Genomic DNA, 25,722 nt, shown 5'->3' with positions numbered 1-25,722 from the left:
CGATGGTGTCGGTTCCCATGGACGCGCAGGACGAGGTGCCTGCTGCGGTTCATTGCGGCGAGCGATGGGACGGCGCCTGGCCGGGCTCAAGAGCGTATGCGAAATCTTGAAATGTTGGCCGGCGGCGCCTCATGACGAGGGCGTCGTGTCAGCAGGTCGTGACACGGCGGCAAAGATGAAAAGCGATAAATGATCCCTGGATGTTCCCCAGAATTTTTCTGGAGAGCCGTTCTCAGAGGGGGAGTGCTGGCCTGCCCGGAGGGACTCGAACCCCCGACCTATTGCTTAGAAGGCAATTGCTCTATCCGGTTGAGCTACGGGCAGATAGGCCCCGTCGAGGGCCAAGCATCAATCATACCCGCAACGAAAGGGCGCCCGGGCATAGGATGGGAGTCTGTGGCGCCCGGGTTCGTCATTCGGCGTCGTCTTCCTCGAACACCACGGAGGGCGGAGCCATCACGCGGGCCATGTCGGCCAGGTTGGGTACCAGGCCATGCGCGAGGTAGCTGTAGGGCGTATCGGGCTCCAGGGCGGCGGCGGCCAGGTGGGCCATGGGCTGGTTCATGGACACGTAGTAGCTGCCGATGGAGGCCTCGACGGCGCCGCGCGTCAGTGCATAGGTACCCGCTCCGGCAGAGCGCGTCTCGTTGTACGAGTCCGCCAGCAGTTGGCCGGGCTCGGCCACCTTGAGCACCTGCAGGCCCAGCATGCGCAGCCGGTCCACGGCGTTCTGCGCACCGGCGGACAGCCAGTAGCCGCAGGAACGGGCACGCGACAGGGTGCTGTGGGGTTGCAGCGAGGCGTTCCAGTCCACGCGCACCTGCTGGTCGGCCCCGGTGTCGGGCTGGATCATGGTCAGCGTGCGTTGTTCGGGCGTGCGCTCGGCCTGCACGACCAGTTGCTGGTGGCAGGCCAGGGAGGCGGTCTCCCGTGCCACATAGGCCTGCACCTGGGTGAGGTCCTTGGCGCGTTCGGCGGTTGTGTGGAGCACGCGTGTCGCTGCCGTTACCAGGGTGTGCACCCGGCGCTGGATATGGGCACGGCCCAGGTCCGAGCCCCGGCTGCTGACCAGATAGCCCACCGAGTTCTTGAGTCCGCTGATGTTGCGCAGCGAATCGGGTGCGATGCCGCCCATGGAAATGGATTTGTCCTGCAGGTCCTGGCTGGTGGTGTAGTACCAGTCGCTGCTCAGACCGGCCTGCGACAGGGCCGTGCGCAACGCTGCGGTATACCACTCCCGCGCGGCCTTGGTCACGAACTCGTTCTGGTTGGGGGGAGTGGAGTACTGCAGCAGCGCGTCATAGCGCTGTATGGCCTGGTACTTCTGCAGGAACAGGCCCATGGCCGGGAACTCCCGCAGATCCACGACGGCCACGGGCCGGTAGTCGCGTGCCAGCGTTGCCAGGGCACGTGTTTCGGGGGTGTTCAGCAGCAGGTGGTCCTGGCCGATGTCCGTGCCGTCGGCGGCGTTGCGAGTGCCGGCCTCCATGGCATCGGGATTGGCGCGCGGGACCAGCACGACGTTGATCTGTTGCAGCAGCGGCTCCAGCAGGCCGCCGGGAGCGAGTTCGCGGGCCATGATGAGCAGGGCTTCGGTGCCGGCCGGTTCGTCCCCATGCTGGCCGGCCACCAGCAGGACGGTGGGGCGACGGCTGTCGTTGAGCGCCGAAGGCTGGATGCCCGAAGCCCGCGTGGCCACCAGGGCCTGTATGGGCGTGCCACGCTGGGAACTGCCTGCCTGCACCAGCCCCAGGCGCGTGTCGCGGCCCAGCGATTTGTTGGCCTGGCTGTGCAGCCAGGACGACAGCTCGCTGGTCGTGGTGAACTGATTGCGCTGCGGCGCAAGGCCGGGGGTGTCGTAGCGCGTGGCCGGATCGGGAAAGCGTGCAGCCACGGCGGCGTTGTAGGGCAGGGGCACGAGGTTGCCGGCCTGAGGCACGGGCTGCGATGTGGCCTGGGGCACTACCGGCGTGACGGGGGGCGGGCCGGGGGGCAGGCGTCGCCGTGGGTGTGGATGTGGCGGGGGGGCAGCGGGGTGCTGGAGCAGGCGGCCAGCAGGGCTGCGCAGGCCAGGACGGACCACCTCAGCCGCCCCTGGGGCTGCCGCAGTGCGCGACGTTGGCTGGAGAGGAGGGCGATTGGAGTCTGCAGTGTCATGGCATGGCCTTGAGGAACCAGCCATGGAAGGCTGGGGGAATCCGAAAACAGGAGGCGGCCTTCGATCGCCGCAGGCCGCAATGCTATCGGGAGGATAGCCATGCAGGCTTGCTGGGCGCTGTCGGCTGAATGCGCAATCTAGAGCGTGTTATGCACTTTTACGTGCCCGCGAAAGCCGGGAAAGCCGGGCCCCTTTCCCGGCTTTCCCTTCGGGTTGACTCTGCGCGCAGGCGCTCGCGGCGTTGCAGCGCTTGCCAAGGCTGGAGCCTTGGCGGCGCACCGCGCCTTGCGATCACCAGCGCGCAGAGCCAACGCGGGTTCGTCAAAGTGCATAACACGCTCTAAGAAAAAGGGCTGCAGCCCCGGAGAGATGCAGCCCTTTCGTGACGGCCGCCAGGGCCTGCCTGTCGGCCTGCCCTGGCAGCGTGAGGGTCAGCGGCCGTAGCCGCCGCGCGAGGAGCCGCCGCGGCCGCCGCCGAAGCCACCCCCGCCGCCGCCACGGCCAAAGCCGCCGCGCCGGCCCCGCTCTGCCATGGTGTCCACGCTGGTGCGCATGGGGTCGGGCTGGCCGCCACCGGCGCCCCCGCGCGGGCCGCTGTTGCGCACATGGCCCAGCTGCGTGCCCAGGTGGGCATCCGCGCGCGGAGGCTGGTCCTCGAAGCGGCGGCCGCCCTCGCCGTCGGGGCGGGGACCGCGCTTGTGGGCGTGCTGAGGGGTCGCCGCCTTGGGGCGATGGGCTGCTGCCTGGCCGTTGCCGCCATCGAAACGGTCACGGCGCGGCTTGCTGTTGCCAGCCGCATGGTTGCGGCTGCGGCCCTGGCCGCCGGCGCTGCCCTCGGGACGGGTTTCCTCCGGGCCACCGGCCTTGGGAGATTGCCCGCGGCCCTGGCGGCCTCGGTCGGGCTGGGCAGCCTTGTTGGTGCGGATGCGCTCCATCATTTCCTGGCGGGCGGCCTTGGCGGCTGCCTGCATGACGTCGCGGCTCGGGGGCTTGCCGGCGCCGCCCCAGATGGTCTGGCGGCCCATGGCGATGGGCTCGGCCACTTCCCCTTCGTCGGGGCCGAAGCCTTCGAGCACCTGTACCGGGATTTCCTGCTTGGTGAAGCGCTCGATGTCCATCATGAAGCCCTCTTCGTCCATGCAGACCAGGCTCACGGCATGCCCTTCGCGGCCGGCACGGCCCGTGCGGCCGATGCGGTGCACGTAGTCCTCGGACACGTTGGGGATCTCGTAGTTCACGACGTGCGGCAGCTCGTCGATGTCGATGCCGCGCGCGGCGATGTCGGTGGCCACCAGGGCGCGCAGCTCGCCGGTCTTGAAGCCGGCCAGGGCCTGGGTGCGGGCGCTCTGGCTCTTGTTGCCATGCAGCGCCATGGCGCTGATGTTGTTCTTGGTCAGGAATTCGGCGACGTTGTTGGCGCCGAACTTGGTGCGCGTGAACACCAGGACCTGGCTCCAGTTGTTCTCGTTGATGATGTGCAGCAGTACCTGCTTTTTCTTGGCGCGGCCCACGGGGTGGATGACCTGGGTGATGCGCTGCACGGTGGTGTTGCGGGGTGTGACCTGGATGGACTGCGGGTTGCGCAGCAGGCCGTTGGCCAGGTCGCGGATCTCGTCGCTGAAGGTGGCGGAGAACAGCAGGCTTTGCTTGTCCTTGGGCACCAGGGCCAGCACCTTCTTGACGTCATGGATGAAGCCCATGTCCAGCATGCGGTCGGCTTCGTCGAGCACCAGGACTTCCACGGTGGACAGGTCCATGAAGCCCTGTTGCTGCAGGTCCAGCAGGCGGCCCGGCGTGGCGACCAGGATGTCCACGCCCTTGTTGACGCGGTCGATCTGGGGCTTCATGCCCACGCCGCCGAAGATGACGGTGGAGTTGATGTCGAGGTACTTGGCGTAGCTGCGCACCGACTCCTCGACCTGTGCGGCGAGTTCGCGCGTGGGGGTCAGCACCAGGGCCCGTATGCCCTTGCCGCCGAACTTGTTGCGCGGCGCCTGGCCTTGCGACAGGCGCTGCAGCATGGGCAGGGTGAACGCGGCGGTCTTGCCCGTGCCGGTCTGGGCGCCGGCCAGCAGGTCGTGGCCTGCGAGCACGGCGGGAATGGCCTGTGCCTGGATCGGCGTGGGGTTCTCGTAACCCTGTTCGAGCACGGCCTTGAGAATGGCGGGGGCCAGGTTCAGTTCTTCAAATGTCATGTGATCAAAGATGCGCCCGTCCGGGGCGCTGGGTATCAGCCTGTCTTGGCAGCCGTGGCGGCTGCCGGGACCAGTCGTAGGCGGATGAGGTTCAATGTCGGGAGCCTGGAAAACAGCGTCCATCGTCCCCAGCTGGAATGCTGATGTCACGGGCAACTGGAACCCGCGACGCAGGGTATTGTCGCATGCGCGGATAATCATGTCTGGCGTGCAACCGATTTGTTGCCCGATTTTTGCAGAAATCAACGATTCAAGTACTCGGACCAGAATGGCTCAATACGTTTTCTCGATGAACCACCTCACCAAGACCGTGCCGCCCAAGCGGCAGATCTTGAAGGACATCTCTCTCAGCTTTTTCCCGGGCGCCAAGATCGGCGTGCTGGGCCTGAACGGCTCGGGCAAGTCCTCGCTGCTCAAGATCATGGCAGGGGTGGACAAGGAGTTCGAAGGCGAGGCGCTGCCCATGCAGGGCCTGTCCATCGGCTACCTGCCGCAGGAACCTCAGCTCAATGCCGAGCACACCGTGCGCCAGGCGGTGGAAGAGGCCATGGCCGAGGTGAATGCGGCGCGCACGCGCCTCGATGAGATCTACGCCGCCTATGCCGAGCCCGATGCGGACTTCGACGCGCTGGCCGCCGAGCAGGGCGAGCTGGAGGCCAAGATCGCCGCCGCCGGCACCGACTCCGAGCACCAGCTGGAAATCGCCGCCGACGCGCTGCGCCTGCCCCCCTGGGACGCCGTGATCGGCAAGCTGTCCGGCGGTGAAAAGCGCCGCGTGGCACTGTGCAAGCTGCTGCTGTCCAAGCCCGACATGCTGCTGCTGGACGAGCCCACCAACCACCTGGACGCCGAGTCCGTGGAATGGCTGGAGCAGTTCCTGCACCGTTTCTCCGGCACCGTGGTGGCCATCACCCACGATCGCTACTTCCTGGACAACGCCGCCGAGTGGATCCTGGAACTGGACCGTGGCCATGGCATTCCCTACAAGGGCAACTACTCCGAGTGGCTGATCCAGAAGCAGAACCGCCTGGAGTCCGAGCAAAAGGGCGAGGAAGCCCGCGCCAAGGCCCTGAAGAAGGAGCTGGAGTGGGTGCGCCAGAACGCGAAGGGCCGCCAGGCCAAGTCCAAGGCGCGTATCGCCCGCTTCGAGGAACTGAGCGACTTCGAATACCAGAAGCGCAATGAAACCCAGGAAATCTTCATTCCTGTGGCGGACCGCCTCGGCACCCAGGTGATCGAGTTCAACAACGTCACCAAGAGCTTTGGCGACCGCGTGCTCATCGACAACCTGACCATGAACATTCCCGCTGGCGCCATCGTCGGCATCATCGGCCCCAACGGCGCCGGCAAGTCGACGCTGTTCAAGCTGATCGCGGGCAAGGAGCAGGCCGATTCCGGTCAGGTCATCGTGGGCCAGACCGTGAAGATGGCCTATGTCGAGCAGACGCGCGACGCGCTGGCCGATGACAAGACCGTGTGGGAAGACATCTCGGGCGGTCTGGACATCATCAATGTGGGCAAGTTCCAGATGGCTTCGCGTGCCTACGCCGGCCGCTTCAACTTCAACGGCCAGGACCAGCAAAAGAAGGTGGGCAACCTCTCCGGCGGCGAGCGCGGCCGCCTGCATCTGGCCAAGACCCTGATCCAGGGCGGCAACGTGCTGCTGCTGGACGAACCCTCCAACGACCTGGACGTGGAAACCCTGCGTGCGCTGGAAGACGCGCTGCTGGAATACGCGGGCACGGTGCTGGTGATCTCCCATGACCGCTGGTTCCTGGACCGTATCGCCACGCACATCCTGGCGGCCGAAGGCGATTCTCAGTGGGTGTTCTTCGACGGCAACTACCAGGAGTACGAGGCCGACAAGAAGAAGCGCCTGGGCGAGGAAGGTGCCAAACCCAAGCGCATGCGCTACAAGGCACTGAAGTAAGCATCAAAGGCAAGCCTCAAAGCGCCTCCGGCACGGGCTGGAGCCTGTATTCTTCGGGCCATGAATCCTCCACCCGTTTCTGTTGCCGCGTTGCAAGCCTGCCTGGTGCAGGCTGTGCGTGGCTCGGAGGCGCTGATCCTGCGGCTGCTGCAGCGCACGGCCCATGCCATGGAGCAGGCCGATCTGCCCGGCACGGGCTTGCCACGCCGCCCCGAAATCCCCGAGGCACTGGAGCTGCTGTCCCGCCATCGGGCAGCCATGCTCAAGGGCTATGGCCGGGCGCTGCTGGAGTGCTTCGGGCAGTCCGGCGAATCGTCGGTCTGGCCGGCAGGCTCCGGCGGCACCGGTTTCGCGTCCTTGTCCCTGCTCGATGACGCCGTGCTGCAGTCGCAACTGGCCCATCAGCGCCTGCTCCAGCACGTGGCGCCCCAGGTGGAGATCGCGCTGGCCGAACTGGATGCGCTGGTCAGTGCCATCCAAGGCCTGGAGCGTGTCCAGCCCGAGCGCAATCCGCTCAGGCCCCAGAGCTATGTGCGGGCGCTGCAGCGCGTGATCGACGAGACCGGGGTGGAGCCCGGCCCTGCCGCCTGCTGGATGGGCTTCATGCGTGAGCATCTGGGTGCGCTGCTGGTGTCCGAGTACAGCCATATCGCCCAGTCGCTGCGCGACCAGGGTGTGCAGCCCGCTGCCTATGGTGTCTCGCCCGTGCAGGCGCCGGTGCTCGACCATGGCCGGCGCCAATCCGACCAGCAGGCGCACAGCCGCTGGCGCGCGCCTTCCCATTACGGCGATGCGCTGGCCCAGAGCCGTGCATATGGCGCCTATGGCCAGCAGGCGCAGGAGGATGAACTGACGCGGCGCCTGGTGGCGGCGCTGCTGTCCGATCCGCGCTGGATGGAATCGCTGCGCGAGGCTCCTGCCGCCGCGCCTTCCTCGATGCTGGCCCTGGCCCAGCACACACCGTTGTCCATGCCCGACTCCTTGCCTGCGGCCACGGCCTGGCAGGCTGGCGAGATCGCTCCCACGGTGCTGGCCGCACTGCCGGAAGGATGGACTTCGCTGAGCTGCATGGCGCTGGAGTCCGTACAGCACCATTCGGCACAGCTCGAACAGCTGATGCAGGCGTTGCAGCCGCAGCAGGAGACGGCTGCCGGCCCGCAGGCGGATGACGGCGCGGCGCTCAATACCTTGCGGCGCATGATGCGCTTCATGGCGGCCGATACGCGCCTGCTGCCCGCCGTGCAGCGCACGGTGGGCCGGCTGGAGCCACTGCTTCAGCAGCTGGTGGTCCAGGACGCGCGATTCTTCGATGACCGCAACCACCCCGCGCGGCAGTTGCTCGATGAGCTGACGGCGCGCAGCCTGTGGTTCGACAGCGAATCGGCGCCCGGTTACGACCAGTTCCAGCAGGTGGCCGATTCTGCCGCCATGCGGCTGGCGGCCTTGCCCCGCATCGACGCCTCGGCCTTTGCGTCGGTGCTGCAGCAATTGCGGGAGGGGTGGGGTGGGAGCGGCCTGCAGCCCCCGGCGGGCCATGAGGCGGCTGAAGGCGGCTCGGTGCCCGGGCTGGTCACGGCGGCGCTCGGGCGCGTCGACAGGAGCGGGCAGGATGCGCGCTGGCCTGAATCGGCCATGCCCCGGGCCGAGCAGATCGCCGCGGCCATCCGCCGGCTGCCCAGCGCGCAGGGCGTGCCCGACGACATTCTCGAATTCGCCACCGGTCCCTGGGCCGAGGTGATCGCCAGCGTTCAGGAGCCGGTGGATGGCAGCGAGGCCCGGGATCCTGGCGGCTATCTGGCCCTGGTTCCCAGCCTGCTGTGGAGTGTTTCCGCGCATGCCGGCCGCGATACCGATCGCCTGGTGGCCCTGGCTCCGCGATTGCAGGCCAGGTTGAGGGCCGGCCTGCGCAGCGTGGGTCGCACCGAGGAGGAGATCCAGGCCTTCGCCGCCCGCCTGGCCGGGCTGCACCAGGATGCCCTCGACGCAGGCGTGGTGCGCCAGCCCATAGAGAGCGTGGACATCTACCTGGACTCCGTGCCGCCCACCGTCTACGGGTCGGAGTCGGCGCTGGCATCGCTGCCGTCCCAGCCGGCCGGCCTGTCGGCGCGCCTGCCACAGTCGCTTTTCGGCGTGGCCGCCTCCATGCCCGCACCGCTGGATGCGCACGCGCTTTCCCCAGAGGGCAGCGAAGTCCAGATCGTGCCGGAGGCGATGCCTGCCAGGCAGTCCTCCCGGCCACCGCCACCTGAAGCCGGTCCGTTGCCGGCGTCACCACGAATGCCGCAGGAGCCTGGGTTGCTGCAGGAGCCTGAACTGCCCGCGGAACCTGCCGCCGCCGAGGTTCCCGCCGCGCCCCTGGTGTCGGAGGACTGGGCCCTGGGCATCTGGGTGGAGTTGTCCAACGCCAGGCAGCGCCTGCGCACCCAGCTGACCTGGGTCAGCCCGCAGCAGACGCTGTTCCTGTTCACGGCCACCGATGGCAGCACGCAGTCCATGACCCGCCGCATGCGTGACAAGCTCCTGGCGCAGGGGCAACTGCGGCGCGTGGAGTGAGGCGCCGCCTCAGCCTGCCGATCCGCTGAGCGCCCGCTGCAGTGCCTGGCTGCGCACATAGGCCGCGGGCGTCTGGCCCGACCAGCGGCGAAAGGCCCGTGCGAACACCTTGTCGGACTCATAGCCAGCCTGCGCGGCGGCCTGGGCCACGGACAGCAGGCCAGTCTCCAGCTGTTCGGCGGCCAGGGCCATGCGGTGCGCCGTCAGGTAGCCCATGGGGGTGGCGCCGACCAGGTGCCTGAAGGTTTCGCTGAAGCGCGAGCGCGACATGCCGGCTTCTGAGGCCAGCGTCTGCACGCTCCAGGGCTGCTGGGGCGCATGGTGCATGGCACGGACGGCACGCGCGATGGCCGGATGGGTGAGCCCCCGCAGGCCACCTTCGCTGAGTGCGGCGGGCCCCGCCAGATGCTCGCGCAGGATATTGATCAGCAGCAGCTCTCCCATGCGCGCCGCCGAAAGGCGCCAGCCCGGGCGCCGGTCCAGCGTTTCGGTGACCAGGGCCTGCATGGTGGCGGCCAGGCCGCCGGCCAGTGGCAGTTCACGGGCACGGACATGGATCAACGGCGGCAGCATGCGCAGCACCGAGTGGCGGCAGTAAGCGGAAAACCAGAGCATGGCGGAGAACATGTCCGTATCGGGCGGGCCGTCCGCGGGGCCGCCATGGCGCAGGACCAGCGGCTGCTCGTCCTGGGTGCCCACCACGTGGGGCGGCACCAGCGTGCCGAAGGGGGTCAATGGCGTGCCAGGCGCGCAGGCCATGGTGTGTGCCGTGCCCTGTGCCAGCATGACCAGGTCGCCGGGCTCCACCCGCAGGGGGGCTGCACCGGGCAGGCCCAGCCAGTAGGGGGCGCCGCGCGCCATGCGGATCATGGCGCCGGACACGCCGGCAGAGGACAGGCCCCAGGGCGCGTGCAGCGCGAAATGCGCGGTCACAGCGTGCTCGGCGCGGCAGATGGCGAGCACATCGCTCAGGGCATCGCTGGACATGGGGTTCAAGAGGGCTCGGGGGCGGTGGACCGGGATGGGGACGAATCGTACCCAAATCGGGCGTTGCGGAGGTTGAGCCGCCAGGGAGGTCGGAAAGACAATGCCTCCCACGATGCGTTCCATGTCTTGGCGCGCATCTCCACAGGACATCGCATCGCAAGGAGACAGACATCATGGCGCGTTTGAGAATAGGCATCGTGGGAGCAGGCATCGGAGGGCTGGCCGCCGCCAATGCGCTGCATCAGGCAGGGCATGAGGTGCTGGTGTTCGAGCAAAGCCGGCAGTTCCTGCGCGTGGGCGCGGACATCAATCTCACGCCCAATGCCGTGCGGGCCCTGGACGGCCTGGGGCCGGGCATCGCCGCCGCCGTGCGCGCCAGCGCCGCCCGGCCCACGCACCGCATCAGCCGCAGCTGGGACACGGGCGAGGAGACCTCTCGCCTGGCCATGGGGGACGAGGCCGAGCGCAAGTACGGTGCGCCGCAACTGACCATCCACCGCGCCGACCTGCTGGCTGCGCTGGCCGATGCCTTCCCCTTGGCGCAGGTGCAACTGGGCAAGCGTGCCAGCCGTATCGTGGAGGGGCCGGATGGCGTGGACATCGGCTTCAACGACGGCAGCGAGGTGGCGGGGCTGGACGCGCTCATCGGCGCGGACGGCATCCACTCCGTCGTGCGCGCGGCCCTGTTCGGCGCCGAAAGCCCGCGTTTCACGGGCGTGGTGGCCTTCCGTGCGGTCGTGCCCACCGAACGTGTGCGCCATGTGCCCGACATCCAGGCCTTCACCAAGTGGTGGGGTGCCACGCCGCAAAGCCAGATCGTGACCTTTCCGCTGAACCAGGGGCGCGATACCTTCATCTTCGCCACCACGGCGCAGGATTCCTGGCATGAGGAGTCCTGGACCACGCCGGGCAGCGTCGACGAGCTGCGCGGCTTCTATGCCGGCTTCCATCCCGATGCCCGTGCGTTGCTGGACGCCTGTGATTCTGTCCTCAAGACCGCCCTGTATGAGCGCGATCCGCTCCCCGAATGGTCCCGGGGCCGCATGACGCTGCTGGGCGACGCCTGCCACCCCATGATGCCCTTCATGGCCCAGGGCGCGGGCATGGCCATCGAGGACGCCGTGGTGCTGGCGCGCAATCTGGCTGCCGCCGGGGAGTCGCAGCAGGTGTCCGCCGCCCTGGCGCGCTATCAGGCCATGCGCATGCAGCGCACCAGCGAGATCCAGATCGGTTCGCGCGGCAACAACTGGCTGCGCGCGGGTGGCAATGCCGATGGGGTCTACGGCTACGATGCCTGGGCCGTCGCACTGGCGGCCTGAACCCGTTGTGCCCGGCGTGCACAGCGGGCCATGGCGTTCATGGCCGGCACGCGGCCAGCTCCCTGGCGCAGGGCAGATCCAGTCCTTGGTCCGTGGTCAGTGACTGCGCCGCCAGCACGGCACGCACCGTGGCAAGGGCCACGGCCTCGGCGGCCATGGCCGACAGGGTCAGCATGCCCAGCGAGCGTCCGGCAAGGCCCGTTCCCAGTGCGAACAGCGTGTCGCCGTCGCTCATGGTGTGTACCGGGCGGATGGCGCGCGCCAGGCCGTCATGGGAGACCACGGCCAATCGCTGGGCCTGGACCTTGGTGATCGCCGCATCGGTGGCGACGACGCCGATGGTGGTGTTCGTGCCGGCCAGCAGCGGCCGCGGCTCCTCGCCCCGCAACAGGGCGCGGCAGGTGTCATGCAACTGGCGACCATCGGGGCTGCGGGCACCGGCCAGCAACGCTGCGCTGTGTGGGTCCACCACATCGCCCACGGCATTGCAGGCGATCAACGCACCCACGGTGACGCCGTGCACGGTCAGCGAGGCCGTGCCTATGCCGCCCTTCATGGCGCGCTCCATGCCGAAGACCTTGCCCACGCAGGCGCCGGCACCCGCGCCCACATTGCCTTCGGCGGGCGGCCTGGAACTGGCGGCACGGCAGGCCGCGTAGCCGGCCTCGGCATCCGGCCGGATGCGGCTGTCGCCCACGGCCAGGTCGAACAGCACGGCGGCTGGCACGATGGGCACGCGGCCCACGCCCACATCCAGGCCTATGGCCTGTTCGTCGAGCCAGCGCATGGCGCCGCCGGCCGCATCCAGTCCCCATGCGCTGCCGCCCGAGAGCATGACCGCATGCACCTGCTGCACCAGGTTGCCCGGGTGCAGCAGATCGGTTTCGCGCGTGCCGGGGGCGGCCCCCCGCACGTCGCAGCCGCCCACGGCTCCACCGCGCGCCAGCACGACGGTGCAACCTGTGGGCCGACGGGCATCGGTATGGTGGCCCACTTCGATGCCCTGTACACGGGTGAGGGAGCCGGGGTCGGAGTCGGTGCGGTGCATGCGCTGCTCTGCTCGGTGATGGACAGGCCTCCACCTTAGCCGAATCCGCAGGCCGTCACCCCCGGACTTCGAGCTCGGTGACCACGAAGCTGCCGTTGTCCTGCTCGGCGCGGAACCGCACCTTGTCGCCGGGCTTGAGCGAGGGGGCGGGAGCGGGCACGCGCAGCTGGAAGACCATGGTCATGGGCGGCATGCCCAGGTTCTTGAGTTCGCCGTGGCGGATGGTGACCTTGTTGGCGCGCGCGTCCCAGCGCGTGACCTCGCCTTCGCTGAGATCCTGGCTGGATGCCGCCGGAGCGGCCTGGGCGGTGGGGGCGCCATGGCCTGAGTGGTCATGTGAGGTGGCCAGGGCCCAGCCCGGCAAAAGCGCGAAGGCCAGGGCCAGGCAGGTGGAGCGGGCAGATGGGTGTTGCATGGTGTTCTCCTGGGATCAGCGGTAGCTGGTGAAGGTCTGGGTGGTGACGTCGCTGTTCATGAGGTTTTTGGTGACCAGCAGCACGTCGTAGGGGTCCTTGCGGCCGCCGTATTCGGGGCCGTCCATGCCGGGGCTGCCCACGGGCATGCCGGGCACGGCGATGCCCAATGCCTTGGGCTTTTGCCTGAGCAGCTTGTGCACATCGGCCGCGGGCACATGGCCTTCGAGCACATAGCCCTCGACCAGGGCCGTGTGGCAGGAGCCCAGCCGCGTGGGAAGGCCCAGTTTGGCGCGCACGGCGTTGTTGCCGGTGTCGTGCACGGTCACGGCGAAGCCGTTTTGCTCCATGTGCACGACCCAGTCCTGGCAGCAGCCGCAGCTGGGGTCTTTCCAGACTTCGACGGGAATGCGCTTGGCGGGCGCGGCCGCCCACAGGGCGGGCGCGGCGAGCGCCACGCCGGCCAGGGCCAGGCGGCGCAGCACGGCGCGGCGTGCAGGGGCGGATGTCGTGTGTTCAAGGCTCATGGAGGCTTTCCTTGGGGTTGCGGTTGGGAAGGGTCATGGCGTCACCGTGATGGAGCCCCGCATGCCGCCCTGGTAATGGCCGGGGATCAGGCAGGCGAAGTCGAAGCTGCCTTCGCGGTTGAAGTTCCAGACCAGGTCGCCGGACTTGCCGGGCGAGACATGGGCCATGTAGGGCTCGCCATGCTCCATGGTGGGGAACTTGAGCATCATCTGCGAGTGCTCTTCGAGCGAGGCGGGCGTGCCCAGCACGATCTCGTGCAGGATCTGGCCCTTGTTGGCCACGCGCAGGCGCACGGTCTCGCCGCGCTTGACGCTGATGCGGTCGGGCGTGAAGCGCATGTTGTCGGTCATGTCCAGCGTGATGGTGCGCTTGGCGGCTGCGGCGTCGCCGGCAATGCCCCAGGGCTTTTGCTCCTTGACCACGGGTGCATTGGCGGGCTTGTCATGGTTTTCGCTGCCATGCGCAAAGGCGGCAGCGGGGCCTGCCAGCAGCAGGGCGGCGCAGATCAGTTCAATCGTCTTCATGGTGTGCTCCTGGGGTGGCTTCAATGGTGCTCATGGCCCGCACCGGGCTTGCGTACGCTGGGGGCGCCGGGGGACTGGCCGGGCGCGGTCTGGCGTGGCGCCGAGGCGGCAGCCGGCGCACCCTGCCATTCATAGGCCACCGTCCCCTTGGGGTGGCTGAACCAGCCCGGGTCCTTGTAGTCGTCCGCGCCCAGCCCTTCGCGCACCTTGAGCGTGGTGAACATGCCGCCCATCTCGATGGGGCCGAAGGGACCGGTGCCGGTCATCATCGGGAAGGTGTTGTCGGGCAGTGGCATCTCCATCGCCGCCATGTCGCCCATGCCACGCTCGCCCATGACCATGTAGTCGGGCAGGATCTTCTGGATCTTGCCTACCAGGCCCCGGTGGTCCACGCCGATCATGGTGGGCAGGCTGTGCCCCATGGCGCCCATGGTGTGGTGGCTCTTGTGGCAGTGCAGCGCCCAGTCGCCGGGCTCGTCGGCGATGAACTCGACCTGACGCATCTGGCCCACGGCCACGTCGGTGGTGACCTCGGGCCAGCGTGCGCCCTTGGGGACCGGGCCGCCGTCCGTGCCCGTGACCTCGAACTCGTGGCCATGCACGTGGATGGGGTGGTTGGTCATGGTCAGGTTGCCCACGCGCATGCGCACGCGGTCGCCCCGCCGGGCGACCAGGGGGCTGATGGCGGGAAAGGCGCGGCTGTTGAAGGTCCAGATGTTGAAGTTCACCATCTCGGCCACGCGCGGCGTCATCGAGCCCGGCTCCACGTCATAGGCCGACAGCAGGAAGGCATAGTCGCGCTGCACCTCGCTGATCAGCGGATGGGCCGGCCGGGGATGGGTGATCCACAGGCCCATCATGCCCATGGCCATCTGCACCATCTCGTCGGAATGCGGGTGGTACATGAAGGTGCCGGGGCGGCGCGCCGTGAACTCGTAGACGAAGGTCTTGCCGGGCGGAATGTGGGGCTGGTTCAGCCCGCCGACACCGTCCATGCCGTTGGGCAGGCGCTGGCCATGCCAGTGGATGGTGGTGTGCTCGGGCAGGCGGTTGGTCACGAAGATGCGGACCTTGTCGCCCTGGACCACCTCGATGGTCGGCCCCGGGCTCTGGCCGTTGTAGCCCCACATGTTGACGAAGAAGCCCGGCGCCACCTCGCGCACCACGGGTTCGGCGACGAGGTGGAATTCCTTGACGCCGGCGTTCATGCGCCAGGGTGCGGTCCAGCCGTTGAGCGTGACCACGGGTTGATAGGGGCGGCCGTTGGGCGGTGCCAGCGGCGCGGCGGTTTCGGCCGAGGACTGGCTGGCGGCCTCGGGCAGCGCGGCCAGGGCCACGCGGCTGACGGCGGCGCCGGAGACGGCGGCCACGGCCGCGCCGGTGAAGAAGTTGCGGCGTTTCATGTCATTGGCTCGCTTCGTTCGAGGACAGGGCGGTGGTCTCGCCCGGGGTGCTGCTGGTCAGCGCCAGCTGCAGGTCGATGTCGGCCAGCCAGAAGTCGCGCTGGGCCTCGGTGGCCGTGGCCACGGCCTGGGCACTGGCGCGCGCTTCTGCCAGCAGTTCCCAGGTGCTCAGCAGCATGCCGTTGTAGCGGAGCATGGATTCCTCCTGGATGAAGCGGCGCAGGGGCAGCACCTCGGACTGCTGCTGGTAGGCGAGATCCCAGGCCGTGCGGTAGCGCAGCCAGCTGCTGCGCGCTTCGCCGCGTGCACGGATGGCGCCCTGCTGCAGCAAGGCCGCGCTGCGCTGGACCTGGGCGCGCGCGCGCGCATTGGCGGCACCGCCCCAGTCGAACAGGGGCAGCGGCATGTCGATGCCCCAGCCGCGCGTGGCGGTATCGCTGCCGCTGCTGGTATTGCGGCTGTAGCTCAGGCCGATGTCGCCGAACATCGCGCCCAGGCGCGCCCAGCCGCTGCGGTCTGCCAGATGGTCCAGGTCCAGGCGCAGGGCGCGCAGGTCCAGGCGCTCGCGCAGCGCGGTGGCTTCGGCGTCGTCGCCGTCGCGCAATGCCGTGGCAGCCTGGGGGATGGCCGGTAACTGGTCGGGCAGGCGCAAGGCCGTGCGCGTGCCCCACAGGCCCAGCACGCGCGCCAGCTGCTCATGCGCCACGTCCGCGGACAGCCGTGCCCGCGCCAGCTGGGCGGCTGTCTCATGCTGGATGCTGAGTTCGCGCGCCTGCTGCAGCCGGCTGTAGTTGCCCACGCGGGCCATGCGGCGCGCCAGCTCGGCACCCGCCTCGGCGGCCTCATGCATGCGTTCGGCGGCGGCCAGCTGCTGGCGCGCGGTGACGGCATGCAGCCAGGCGCGGCGCGTGTCGGCGGCCAGCAGCACCACGTCCTGCGCGGCCGACAGCGTGGCCTGCTCCATCTGCAGGCCCAGCCAGCGGGTGCGCCAGGGCAGGGTGATGAGGCTGACCAGATCGAAGCCCAGTTGCCGGCCGATCTCCCGCTCGCTGCCGGTGATGGACCGGCTCAGTGACAGGGCGGGGTTGGGCAGGGTCAGGGCCTGGACACGCTCGGCATCCTCCACGCCCAGCTGTGCCAGCCGGGCGCGCAGGCCGGCGTTGTTGAGCAGCGCGATGCGCACGGCCTGTTCGGCGTCCAGGGGCTGAAGCAGCCATTGCGCAATGCGTTCCTGGGCAGCCTGTTCGGCCTGGGCGTCGGTGGCCGGCAACTGGGCACCATCGGGCAGGCGCGATGCCGTGTGCGACTGGACCGCTCCGCGCAATCCGTCGGGCGAGACGCTGGCGCAGCCCGCCAGCACCACCACGGTGCTGGCGGCGGCGGCCAGGCGGGTCAGGGACAAGCGGCGGCGGGTCATGGCTTGCCTCCGTGCGCGCCATGCGTGCCATGGGCAGGCGGTGGCGGTACGGATGGGCCTGCCTGCCCGGCTTCCCAGCGCAGGATGTCCACATGGCCGCGCGGGAACTCGGCGACGGCCGCATTGGCCTCGCGCCAGTCCGCCCATTCCTGGGACACGGCGCCGCTGGGCGCCAAGGCCGTGTGGCGCAGCGGCAGCCGCGGGGCCGAGGGGTCCAGGGCACTGGGCTGCGGGACGGTCGGAGTCGGTGGGGAGGCCTGGCCATCGCGGGCCTGGGCATGTATCGGCGGGCTGGTGGCCAGCAAGGCCGCCAGCCCCAGGGGGGCGAGAAGATGCGCGTGGCGCATGGTGATCTCCTGAAGGCGAAACGGACAACGCATCCGCAGCCGGACCTCATGCCGACCCTGGTTCGGGACGGCAGGCTCGCTGCGGACGCACTTCGGGCGTCAGGCTTCAGGAAATGGGTGGCTTGATGGCTTGCAGCAGCGCTGCGCTGGCGAAGCGCTCGCTGCCCTGGGGGCGCAGGCTGGCCTGGGAGAACGCGCCATGGGGCTCGATGCCGCCAGGGGTGAACAGGGCCGAGTGGCAGATGCCGCACAGCGTGCAGCTGGGGCCGTGCTCATGTCCGCCACAGGCGGACGCGTTGCCCTCCACGCACGAGGTTGGGCTTGCCTGCGCGGGCCCGGCCGCATGGTGCGGGGCAGGTGCCGAATGCGCGCCATGCTGCGCATTCTCCGGCGAGTCTGCGGCGGCCAGGAACGCCTGTGCCAGCTCGGGTGCATGGTGGTGCGCCTCGGCGGCATGTGCGGGGTGCACGCTGGGCACTGGCGCCGCGCCCATGGCCATGGCGTCGCCCAGCAGGCCCCGGAGGACCAGCAGCAAGACCATGACAATGGACAAGGGGCGGCGCATAGGCATGGATGATACCGGATGGAGGGTGGAAGTTCCCTCAGGCCGGGGGCCTGCGCGCCGTCCGCCCGCGCGTGGCGCGCAGCGCCTCGGCGATCAGCGCCGAGATGGCGGGAGGCATCTCCATCGGCAGCGTGGCGGGCACGGTGGCGCGGCCGATGTTGCCGCGCGGCAGCCGGTTCAGCAGGTGTCCCGCCGGCACCAGGGCCAGGCGCAGCAGCTGGCCCGATACCTCGCCCGCGTCGCGCAACTGCAATGCGTGGCGCAGCATCCACCAGTGGGAGCGCCAGTGCAGGCCCAGCATCTCCTGGCCGAGCACATGGCTGGCTTCGAGCAGCAGCCAGCGTCTTTGAGGGGGCTGGTCGGCGCTGGCCCGGAAGCTGCCCAGCAGATGCGCGAAAGCGGCGCGCCGCTGGCCCGGCGTCATGTGTTCTCCTTGTCGCTGCCCCAGCGGCGCAGGCGCAGGCCGTTGGCGACCACGAGCAGGCTCACGCCCATGTCCGCCAGCACGGCCAGCCACATGCTGGCGTTGCCGGCCAGCGCCAGGCCGAAGAACAGCAGCTTGACGCCCAGCGACAGGGCGATGTTCTGCCAGAGCACGGAATGGGCGCTGCGCGACAGTTCCACGACTTCGGGCAGGCGGCGCAGGTCGTCGTTCATGAGCACCACGTCGGCGGTCTCCATGGCCATGCCCGTGCTGTGCATGCCGCCCATGGCAAAGCCGATGTCGGCCTGCGCCAGGGCCGGGGCATCGTTGATGCCGTCGCCCGTCATGGCCGTGGGGCCGCGCGTGCGCTGCAGATCGGCCAGGGCGTCGAGCTTGTCCTGCGGCAGCAGGCTGCCGCGCGCGTCCTCGATGCCGGCCTCGGCCGCGATGGAGCGCACGGTGGCCGTGTTGTCGCCACTGAGCACCACGGGCTGCACGCCCAGGGCCTGGAGCCGGGCCACGGCCTCGCGGGCCTGCGGGCGCAGCGGGTCGGCCACGGCGAACAGGGCCCGCACGCCGCCGGCATCGGCCAGCAGGGTCACGGTGCGGCCCTGGGCCTCATGGCTGGCCAGGCTGGCGCGCAGCGCGGCGCTGTCCCAGCCTTGCTCCTGCACCCAGCGCAGGTTGGCCAGTGTCCAGGGCTGACCGTCGATGTCGGCCTGCACGCCTCGGCCGGGCAGGGCCAGCAGCCGGCTCACCGTGACACGGGCAGCATGGGCAGCAACAGGTGCGTCGGCCTGCAGCCCGGTGGCAATGGCACGCGAGACCGGGTGGTCGGAGCGGCCGGCCAGGGCCAGCGCATGTGCGGCGACGCGTTCGGTATCGGCTGTGGCGGTGGCGTCGGCGGTGGCTTCGCTCACGGACCGCCATTCCACCAGGCGGGGGCTGCCCGTGGTCAGCGTGCCGGTCTTGTCCAGGGCGATGGCCCGCAGCTTGCGAGCGGATTCCAGTGCCTGGCCGCCCTTGATCAGCAGGCCTCTCCGCGCGGCGGCCGTCAGCGCGCTGACCACGGTCACGGGAGTGGACAGCACCAGGGCGCAGGGGCAGGCGATGACCAGCAGCGCCAGCGCCTGGTAGGCGGCCTCGCGCCAGCCCCAGTCCATCAGCAGGGGCGCCAGCAGGAACAGGGCGATGGCCAGCACCAGCACGATGGGCGTGTAGATGGCGGCGAAGCGGTCCACGAAACGCTGCGTCGGCGCCTTCGAGGCCTGGGCCTGCTCCACGGCATGGACGATGCGCGCGATCAGGCTGTCGTTGGCCGGCGCCATGACGCGCATCTGCAGTTCGCCATCCTGGTTGATGCTGCCGGCGTAGAGTTCATCGCCGGGTGCCTTGTCGGCCAGGGCGCTTTCACCTGTGATGGGCGCCTGGTTGACCGAGCTTTCGCCGCGCACGACCACGCCATCCAGCGGAACGCGCGCGCCCGGTGCCACGCGCACCACGGCATCCAGAGGCACTTCGGTCGCGGCCATCTTGCGCACCTGGCCGTCGGGTCCGATCAGGTCGGCGGTTTCGGGGGCCATCTGCAGCAGGCTGCGGATGGCGTTGCGCGCGCGGTCCATGGCCTGGTCCTCGATGCGCTCGGCGGCGGCATACAGCGCCATGACCATGGCGGCCTCGGGCCATTGGCCGATCAGGAAGGCGCCCGTGACGGCCACGGCCATCAGCGCGTGGATGCCCAGCTTCAGGCGCAGCACATCCCGGATGCCGGCCTTGTAGACACCCAGCCCCGACAGGACGATGGCCAGCACCGCCACGGCCATACCGCCGTATTGAAGGGCCGGCACGCCGCCCTGGGCGCCGCTGATCCAGTGGGCCGTCTCGGCCAGCACCGCTGCGACCAGGGCAGCCGCGATGCGCGGCCAGCCGGGCAGCACGCTGTGGTCGTGGCCGGCGTGGGGATCGCTTTCGTCGTGGTCGTGTCCATGATCATGGTCATGCCCGTCGCCATGCGCGTGATCATGGCCATGGTCATGGCCTTGTTGGTCGTGGGCCTTCCTGCGGCCCGGCGTCGGCTGCGTGATGGTGAACGGAGCGCAGCAATCGGTGCCGCAGGCGGACGATGAAGGGGGAGGGGAGGCGTTCAAGGCCTCGTTGCCCGGAGGGCTTGGCAGGCGGTTGGAGTTCATGCGAGCATTGGAAACGGTGAAGTCACTTCAAGGTCAAGCATGTCACAACATGAATCTGCGCGCTGGCGCATCGGCGAGGCAGCCCGGCGCTCCGGCGTTGCTGCGGCCAATATCCGCTACTACGAAAAGGAAAGGCTGCTCAGCGCGGGTGCGCGCGAGGACAACCAGTACCGGCTCTACAGCGACAGCGACGTGCACCGCCTGCGTTTCATCCGCCTGTGCCGGGCCATGGACATGTCGCTGGACGAGGTGCGCAGGCTGCTGGCGCTGGACGGAGCGAGCAAGGCCGACTGCGAGGCCGCCAACGAGACGCTCGATGCCCACCTGGGCCACGTGCGTGAACGCCTGGCCGAGTTGCGTGCGCTGGAGCATGAACTGATGCAGCTGCGCAGCCAGTGCGATGGCACGGACAGCTACTGCCACCTGATCGAGGCCCTGCACGCCCAGGCCGATGAGCCGCTGGCGTCATCCCTGGGCAATGCCGGCGCCACCGCGAAGCGGCATGTCTAGCACGATTGGTGGCGCCTGCGTCCGACGGGCCGCCCCGGCGCGGCTCGCTATCATCGGCCGATGAGCCTGAGCCACGCAGCCCTGTCCCTTCCCGATCGCGCCTGGGCGGCGCTGCGCGACCATGCGCTGGCCTGGGGGCGAAGCGTGTACCTGGGCGCCGTGCTGCTGGTGCTGGCCATGTCGCCTTCGAGCTACCGACGTGGTGCACGACGGGCCATGGCCCACCAGATCTATGTGCAGACGGGGCCCATCCTGCTGGGGTTCACGGGCCTGGCCGCGCTGATGTGCGCGGTCATCACGCGCATCGTCATCGTCACGGCGCTGAGCTACGGCCTGTCACGCTATGCGCTGGAGATGGTGGTGCGCGTGCTGGTGATCGAGCTGATCCCGCTGACGGCGGCCCTCTTCGTGGCCATGCGCTGCACCATTCCCAACGGCACACTGATCGCGCAACTGCGCGCACGTGGGCAGTTGAGGGCCTGGCAGGAGCGTGGCGCTGACCCGCTGCGCATGGCCCTGGTGCCGCGCGCGGCCGCAGGGGTGTTCGCGTCGGTCACGCTGGCCGTGCTCAGTTGCGTGGTGGCTCTCATCACCGTCTATCTGAGCGTCTATGGCTTCACCCTGGCCGGGCTGCCCGGCTACACGCGCATCTTCGGCCAGATCTTCACGCCGGCCGTGACCCTGGTCTTCGTGCTCAAGACCTGGTTCTTCAGCCTCGCGGTGGCCATCATGCCCCTGGCCTCGGGCCTGTATGCGCCCCTGCGGCGCCACCGGCTCGGTGGCGCCGCACTGGGCGGATTCGCGCGCATGTTCGCCGTGCTGCTGCTGATCGAGGTGATCTCGCTCATGGGCAACTATTACTGACACCCGCGAAACACGGCGCGGCCCGGGCCGCGCCAGAACAAGGAATGCCATGAACGATACGCGGCGCACGCCGCCAGACCCCTGGGACGGCGAGGAAATCGAAGCCCTCAAGCCCGTGGCCCATCTGCGCGCCAAGGCCGCAGGGCTGCTGCTGTTCACGCTGGTGCTGATCCTGGGGTCGGCGCTGTACCTGCTTTATTCACGCGGTGTGTTCGAGCCCACGCAGCGCCTGGTGCTGACGGCCGACGACTCCGAGGGCGTGAGCGTGGGCATGGACATGACCTTCTCGGGTTTTCCGATAGGCCGCGTGCGGCGCATCGAGCTGGCGCCGGACGGCAATGTGCGCATCCTCATCGACGTGCCGCGCAAGGACGCGCACTGGCTGCGCGAGTCCAGCGTGTTCACCCTGGTCAAGGGGCTGGTCGGTGGAACGACCATCAAGGCCTACAGCGGCATCCTGAGCGACCCGCCCTTGCCCGACGAGGCGGTACGCCCCGTGCTGCGCGGCGACGCCACGGCCGAGCTGCCGCAGATCATGGCCACGGCCAAGGAGGTGCTGGGCAATATCGCGCAGCTGACGGCCGCGGACTCTGCGCTGGGAGGCTCCCTGGCCGAGCTGCGCGGCCTGGCCGGGCGCATCCAGGGGCCGGGCGGCGTGCTGGGCGTGGTCATGGGCAGCGAGCAGGAGGCCCGCAAGGTGTCCGCCCTGATCGACCGCGCCAACGCCACGCTGGCGCGCATGGAGCGCATGGTGGCGCGTGCCGACAGCCAGGTCTTCGATGCCGGAGGCGTCATGCCCGAGGTACGCTCCACCGTGGTGCAGCTCAATGGCCTGCTGGCCGATACGCGCCGCACCCTGTCCAAGGTCGACGCCGTGCTGGCCGAAGCCCAGGCCGTGGGCTCCAATGCGCGCGAGGCCACGGCGGACCTGGGAGCGCTGCGGGCCGAAGTCGAAGGCAATCTGCGCCGCCTCGAAGGCGTTCTGGCCGACCTGCAGCGCAGGTGGCCGTTTGCACATTCACCGGAGTTGAAGCTGCCATGAAGATCGCAAAGACGGGGTGTGCCGGCGCCTTGGCACTGTTGCTGTGCGCCTGCGGCGGCCAGCCGCCCGCGCCGGACTGGGCGCTCAATGCCGAGTCGGCCGCCCGGCGGGCTTCGTCGGCCTATCTGCAAGGGCGCCAGCGGGTACAGGCCATGGAGTGGGACAAGGCGCGGGCCGAGGTGGCGGCCACCGGCCGCACGGACCTGGCCGCGCGGCTGGAGCTGATGCGCTGCGCCGCCCAGGTGGCCAGCCTGGAATGGGATGACTGCCCGGCCTACCAGGCACTGGCGCGCGACGCGGCCCCGGCCGAGGCGGCCTATGCCCGCTATCTCGCCGGCCGGTCCCAGCCCGCTGACGTGCCGCTGCTGCCTGAAAGCCAGCGCCCGGTCGCGCAGGCGCTGATCGCGTCCCCCGCTGGCGCGGCGGTCGTCGTGCAATCGATCGGCGAGCCACTGCCCCGGCTGGTCGCCGCGGCTGTGGTGATGCGTGCGGGCCAGGCCACGCCGCAATTGCTGGAGCAGGGCGTGGACACTGCTTCGGCGCAAGGCTGGAGCCGTCCGGCCATGGCATGGCTGCTGCTGCAGGCCAAGGCCTGGGACCAGGCGGGGCGGACGCAGGAGGCCGACGCCGCGCGGCGCAGGCTGTCATTGCTGGAGAAGTCGGCGACGGCGGGCCGCTGAACGCGCTGCCATCACGTGGCCCAAGGTGCCGCAGGCACCGGGCGGATCACATGGACGACAGCAGGGCGCCCGGGTCTTTTTGCAGCAGGGTGTCGGCGGCCGGGGCGGCGCTGTCCAGCCAGAAGGTGGCAACGCTGGCGGCCACGGCGAGGATGACCGTGGCGGAGAAGGCGATGAAGGGATGACGTCCGAGGGGGCTGGGTCTGCGCATGGTGGCCTCCTTGTCTGGCTAGCGCAGGCGGAGCTTGGGGCTGGGCCTGGACTCTATTGCACACCAGATTGCGCACTGGGGCTGTCAGACAATCGCTTTCTCTCTTGACGTTCGTGAAAAAAAGCAGTGGAAGAAATTGCCTATCGACCTGAGGGACAGGCAAAAAAAAGCGAGGCAGAGCCTCGCTGAAAGCTGCGGGACGGAATCCCCGGCCTGTGCTGGCAGGCCGGGCGTCGCCTTAGAAACGGTGGCGGATACCCGCGATCAGGCTGGTGCCCGACTTCAGGTCCGTGATGCGGTCGTGCATGAGCACGGTGTAGACATCGGTGCGCTTGGACAGGTAGTGGTCGTAGCCCAGGCTGACCGTGGTGCGCGTGGAGTCCACGGCGCCCACTTCGGCCTTGGTGCGGGCCAGGGCGGCCTTGATGGTGCCGGCCGAGGTCAGCGGCACATCCAGGCCCAGCGAGTAGGTGCTGTTCTTGCGGTCCAGGTCCTTGACCTTGGCCTGGCCATAGGTCGCGTACAGCTTGGCCACTTCGAAGTTGTAGGTGCCGCCCAGCATCCAGTCGGTCTTGGTGGGCATCACGGCCAGGCTCACGGGGTTGCTGATCTGGGCGCGCTCGTAGAAGGCCACCAGGCTCAGCGGGCCGCCGAAGTACAGGGCGTTCACGCCGATGTTCTTCTTGCCGGAGTCGCCGCCCTTTTCACCGAACTGGTAGTGGACGTTGGCCTGCAGGCCGCCGAACTTGGGCGTGGTGTAGACGACCTGGTTGCTCCAGCCGGTGTCGGAGGGCGTGGTCAGGTTGGCCGAGCCCCAGGCGCCCGTGCCCACGTTGGCGTGCAGCACCAGCGGCGAGATGGTGAAGGAGTCGCCGAAGGGGTTGGTCAGGATGGTGGGCAGGAAATTGGGCGCCATGCCGCGGCCCAGGCGCACCGTGCCGAAGCCGCCGGTCAGGCCGACGTTGGCATCGCGCGAGAAGTACGGGTCGCCATCGAAACGGCCGGGGCTGCCGGTGTCCACACGCATGAAGGCCGTCAGCTGGAAGTCGACCTTCAGGCCGCCGCCCAGGTCTTCCTGGCCCTTCATGCCCCACCAGGAGGTGGTCATGCCGCCCGAACCCACGACGCCCTTGCTGTTGGCGTCGCCGGCCATGCGCATGGAGCCTGCATAGGCATCCACCAGGCCCGTCAGCTGGACCGAGCTTTGCGCATGGGCTGCGCCGGCGCAGGCCAGGGTCGCGGCCAGTGCGATGAAGGAACGTTTCATGTTGAGGAGTCTTTCATTGTTGGAGAGTGGAAACGGTTGGCCAGTGCTGTGACCGGGCCAGACGATGAACCAATCGCCCGGGGTGGGCTACGTGGCAAACCTGGGACAGTGGTGTTTTCGCATCAGGGGCCGGCTGGCATCGGCGCGCCTTCGCAGGGGGCGGAGCAGGCGCGCGTGACTGGCTAAGCCGCGTATTACAACGCATCCAAGGCATTGCGCCGGCCACGAAGTTGCAGTTTTGACACAGTTATGACGAAACTTAATTTGTGTTTTGCACTCTCGCGTCTTGAATGTCTGCATGCACATCCCTGGTGCCCGGGCACCAGGGATGTGCAGCGGGTCCTTTGCAGAGTGCTCAGCGGTCAATTCAAGGCTCCTTGGGTGCGAATTGCGGGGCGTACCGGCCAGCGGGCAGGCGTGATGACGCAACCGATTGCAAACCGCGTGCCAGCTTGCAACGAAAGGTGAGCGCGGCAAGTGCTTCCAGACGTGTCAGACTTGGCCCATGTCCGAACCCACGCTTCTCGTCGCCGATGACCATCCGCTGTTCCGCGCCGCGGTCATCCATGTGCTGCGCGAGTCCCTGCCCCGGTTCGCGGTGCTGGAGGCGGCCAGCGCCGCCACGCTGGGCACGGCGCTCCAGCAGCATCCGGAGATCGAGCTGGTGCTGCTGGACCTGGCCATGCCCGGAGCGCGTGGCTTCTCGGCGCTGCTGCATGTGCGTGGCGAGTACCCGGACATTCCGGTGGTGGTGATCTCCTCCAACGACCATCCGCGCGTGATCCGGCGGGCCCAGCAGTTCGGCGCCGCCGGTTTCATCCCGAAGTCGGCGCCGGCCGAGGCGATAGGCGCGGCGCTGCAGGAAGTGCTGGACGGCGGCAGCTGGTTTCCGCCCATGGCGGCCGAGCGCTCCGAGGCCGATGCCGCGCTGGCCGCGCGACTGGCCCAGCTCACGCCCCAGCAGTTCCGGGTGCTGCTGTGCCTGGCCGACGGCTTGCTCAACAAGCAGATCGCCCATGAACTGGGCCTGGCCGAGAACACCGTCAAGGTGCATGTGACGGCCATCCTCAAGAAGCTGGAGTGCTACAGCCGCACCCAGGCGGCCGTGCTGGTCAAGAGCCTGGAGAACGACGACGCGATGTGAGCGG

General features: G+C 69.0%; 22 protein-coding genes, 1 tRNA gene and 1 pseudogene. 8 read left to right on the top strand and 16 right to left on the bottom strand.

Annotated elements, in window-relative coordinates:
* Positions 1-247 precede the first annotated feature (247 nt).
* The 3 genes and pseudogenes from L1Z78_RS17515 to L1Z78_RS17505 all read right to left on the bottom strand — a co-directional run bounded on the left by L1Z78_RS17515 (position 248) and on the right by L1Z78_RS17505 (position 4,353).
* A tRNA-Arg gene (locus L1Z78_RS17515) sits at positions 248-324 on the bottom strand.
* 88 nt (positions 325-412) lie between these two features.
* Positions 413-2,157 (bottom strand): annotated as a pseudogene (locus tag L1Z78_RS17510) (M14 family metallopeptidase).
* A gap of 432 nt (positions 2,158-2,589) precedes the next feature.
* A complete protein-coding gene (locus L1Z78_RS17505) occupies positions 2,590-4,353 on the bottom strand; it encodes a DEAD/DEAH box helicase (protein ID WP_234637661.1) in 1,764 nt (587 codons plus the stop codon).
* A 268-nt stretch (positions 4,354-4,621) separates the two neighbouring features.
* On the opposite strand from L1Z78_RS17505, the gene ettA reads away from it, so the two are divergent.
* A complete protein-coding gene (gene ettA, locus L1Z78_RS17500; RefSeq protein ID WP_234637660.1) occupies positions 4,622-6,283 on the top strand; it encodes an energy-dependent translational throttle protein EttA in 1,662 nt (553 codons plus the stop codon).
* 60 nt (positions 6,284-6,343) lie between these two features.
* Entirely contained in the window at positions 6,344-8,836 is a 2,493-nt protein-coding gene (locus tag L1Z78_RS17495) for a DUF1631 family protein (protein ID WP_234637659.1), read from the top strand.
* A 9-nt stretch (positions 8,837-8,845) separates the two neighbouring features.
* Here the strand turns inward: L1Z78_RS17495 and L1Z78_RS17490 are convergent, their stop codons facing one another.
* On the bottom strand, positions 8,846-9,823 hold the full coding sequence (locus L1Z78_RS17490) for an AraC family transcriptional regulator (RefSeq protein WP_234637658.1): 978 nt from the start codon (positions 9,821-9,823) through the stop codon (positions 8,846-8,848).
* Positions 9,824-9,996: 173 nt separating this feature from the next.
* On the opposite strand from L1Z78_RS17490, the gene L1Z78_RS17485 reads away from it, so the two are divergent.
* Positions 9,997-11,142 (top strand): FAD-dependent monooxygenase, encoded by a 1,146-nt coding sequence (locus tag L1Z78_RS17485; RefSeq protein WP_234637657.1) that lies wholly within the window; start codon positions 9,997-9,999, stop codon positions 11,140-11,142.
* Between the two features lie 37 nt (positions 11,143-11,179).
* Here L1Z78_RS17485 and L1Z78_RS17480 read toward each other — a convergent pair whose 3' ends face one another.
* The 10 genes from L1Z78_RS17480 to L1Z78_RS17435 form a co-directional block, all read right to left on the bottom strand.
* On the bottom strand, positions 11,180-12,190 hold the full coding sequence (locus L1Z78_RS17480; protein WP_234637656.1) for a P1 family peptidase: 1,011 nt from the start codon (positions 12,188-12,190) through the stop codon (positions 11,180-11,182).
* 55 nt (positions 12,191-12,245) lie between these two features.
* A complete protein-coding gene (locus tag L1Z78_RS17475; RefSeq protein WP_234637655.1) occupies positions 12,246-12,605 on the bottom strand; it encodes a copper-binding protein in 360 nt (119 codons plus the stop codon).
* Positions 12,606-12,620: 15 nt separating this feature from the next.
* On the bottom strand, positions 12,621-13,130 hold the full coding sequence (locus L1Z78_RS17470) for a DUF411 domain-containing protein (RefSeq protein WP_234637654.1): 510 nt from the start codon (positions 13,128-13,130) through the stop codon (positions 12,621-12,623).
* Positions 13,131-13,163: 33 nt separating this feature from the next.
* Positions 13,164-13,655 carry a cupredoxin domain-containing protein gene (locus L1Z78_RS17465; RefSeq protein WP_234637653.1) on the bottom strand — a complete coding sequence of 164 codons (492 nt, stop codon included), beginning with the start codon at positions 13,653-13,655 and terminating at the stop codon, positions 13,164-13,166.
* 20 nt (positions 13,656-13,675) lie between these two features.
* Positions 13,676-15,058, bottom strand: coding sequence for a multicopper oxidase family protein (locus L1Z78_RS17460; protein WP_234637652.1), 1,383 nt, complete (start codon positions 15,056-15,058; stop codon positions 13,676-13,678).
* Position 15,059: 1 nt separating this feature from the next.
* Positions 15,060-16,475, bottom strand: coding sequence for a TolC family protein (locus tag L1Z78_RS17455; protein ID WP_234637651.1), 1,416 nt, complete (start codon positions 16,473-16,475; stop codon positions 15,060-15,062).
* Positions 16,472-16,822, bottom strand: a complete 351-nt coding sequence (locus tag L1Z78_RS17450) for a hypothetical protein (protein WP_234637650.1) — start codon at positions 16,820-16,822, stop codon at positions 16,472-16,474. Before L1Z78_RS17450 ends, L1Z78_RS17455 begins: the two co-directional genes overlap by 4 nt.
* A gap of 106 nt (positions 16,823-16,928) precedes the next feature.
* Entirely contained in the window at positions 16,929-17,375 is a 447-nt protein-coding gene (locus L1Z78_RS17445) for a hypothetical protein (protein ID WP_234637649.1), read from the bottom strand.
* Between the two features lie 49 nt (positions 17,376-17,424).
* Positions 17,425-17,811 (bottom strand): DUF3703 domain-containing protein, encoded by a 387-nt coding sequence (locus L1Z78_RS17440; protein WP_234637648.1) that lies wholly within the window; start codon positions 17,809-17,811, stop codon positions 17,425-17,427.
* Entirely contained in the window at positions 17,808-20,000 is a 2,193-nt protein-coding gene (locus tag L1Z78_RS17435) for a heavy metal translocating P-type ATPase (protein ID WP_234637647.1), read from the bottom strand. Before L1Z78_RS17435 ends, L1Z78_RS17440 begins: the two co-directional genes overlap by 4 nt.
* Before the next feature lie 39 nt (positions 20,001-20,039).
* Here L1Z78_RS17435 and L1Z78_RS17430 point away from each other — a divergent pair, with 39 nt between their 5' ends.
* The 4 genes from L1Z78_RS17430 to L1Z78_RS17415 are packed head-to-tail and all read left to right on the top strand — an operon-like array spanning position 20,040 to position 23,096.
* Positions 20,040-20,510 carry a MerR family transcriptional regulator gene (locus L1Z78_RS17430; protein ID WP_234637646.1) on the top strand — a complete coding sequence of 157 codons (471 nt, stop codon included), beginning with the start codon at positions 20,040-20,042 and terminating at the stop codon, positions 20,508-20,510.
* 60 nt (positions 20,511-20,570) lie between these two features.
* Positions 20,571-21,374, top strand: coding sequence for an MlaE family ABC transporter permease (locus tag L1Z78_RS17425; RefSeq protein ID WP_234637645.1), 804 nt, complete (start codon positions 20,571-20,573; stop codon positions 21,372-21,374).
* A gap of 49 nt (positions 21,375-21,423) precedes the next feature.
* Entirely contained in the window at positions 21,424-22,416 is a 993-nt protein-coding gene (locus L1Z78_RS17420; RefSeq protein WP_234637644.1) for an MlaD family protein, read from the top strand.
* Positions 22,413-23,096 carry a hypothetical protein gene (locus L1Z78_RS17415; protein ID WP_234637643.1) on the top strand — a complete coding sequence of 228 codons (684 nt, stop codon included), beginning with the start codon at positions 22,413-22,415 and terminating at the stop codon, positions 23,094-23,096. Before L1Z78_RS17420 ends, L1Z78_RS17415 begins: the two co-directional genes overlap by 4 nt.
* A 46-nt stretch (positions 23,097-23,142) precedes the next feature.
* Here the strand turns inward: L1Z78_RS17415 and L1Z78_RS17410 are convergent, their stop codons facing one another.
* Entirely contained in the window at positions 23,143-23,307 is a 165-nt protein-coding gene (locus L1Z78_RS17410) for a hypothetical protein (protein ID WP_234637642.1), read from the bottom strand.
* Positions 23,308-23,545: 238 nt separating this feature from the next.
* Positions 23,546-24,574, bottom strand: a complete 1,029-nt coding sequence (locus L1Z78_RS17405; protein ID WP_234637641.1) for a porin — start codon at positions 24,572-24,574, stop codon at positions 23,546-23,548.
* Positions 24,575-25,079: 505 nt separating this feature from the next.
* Here L1Z78_RS17405 and L1Z78_RS17400 point away from each other — a divergent pair.
* On the top strand, positions 25,080-25,718 hold the full coding sequence (locus L1Z78_RS17400; RefSeq protein WP_234637640.1) for a LuxR C-terminal-related transcriptional regulator: 639 nt from the start codon (positions 25,080-25,082) through the stop codon (positions 25,716-25,718).
* Positions 25,719-25,722: the final 4 nt, after the last annotated feature.

Origin of the sequence: Delftia tsuruhatensis, assembly GCF_903815225.1 — a bacterium.
Lineage (GTDB): Bacteria > Pseudomonadota > Gammaproteobacteria > Burkholderiales > Burkholderiaceae_C > Comamonas > Comamonas tsuruhatensis_A.
The sequence above is the reverse complement of the archived record's forward strand: the minus strand, read 5'-3'. Positions and strand labels throughout refer to the sequence as shown.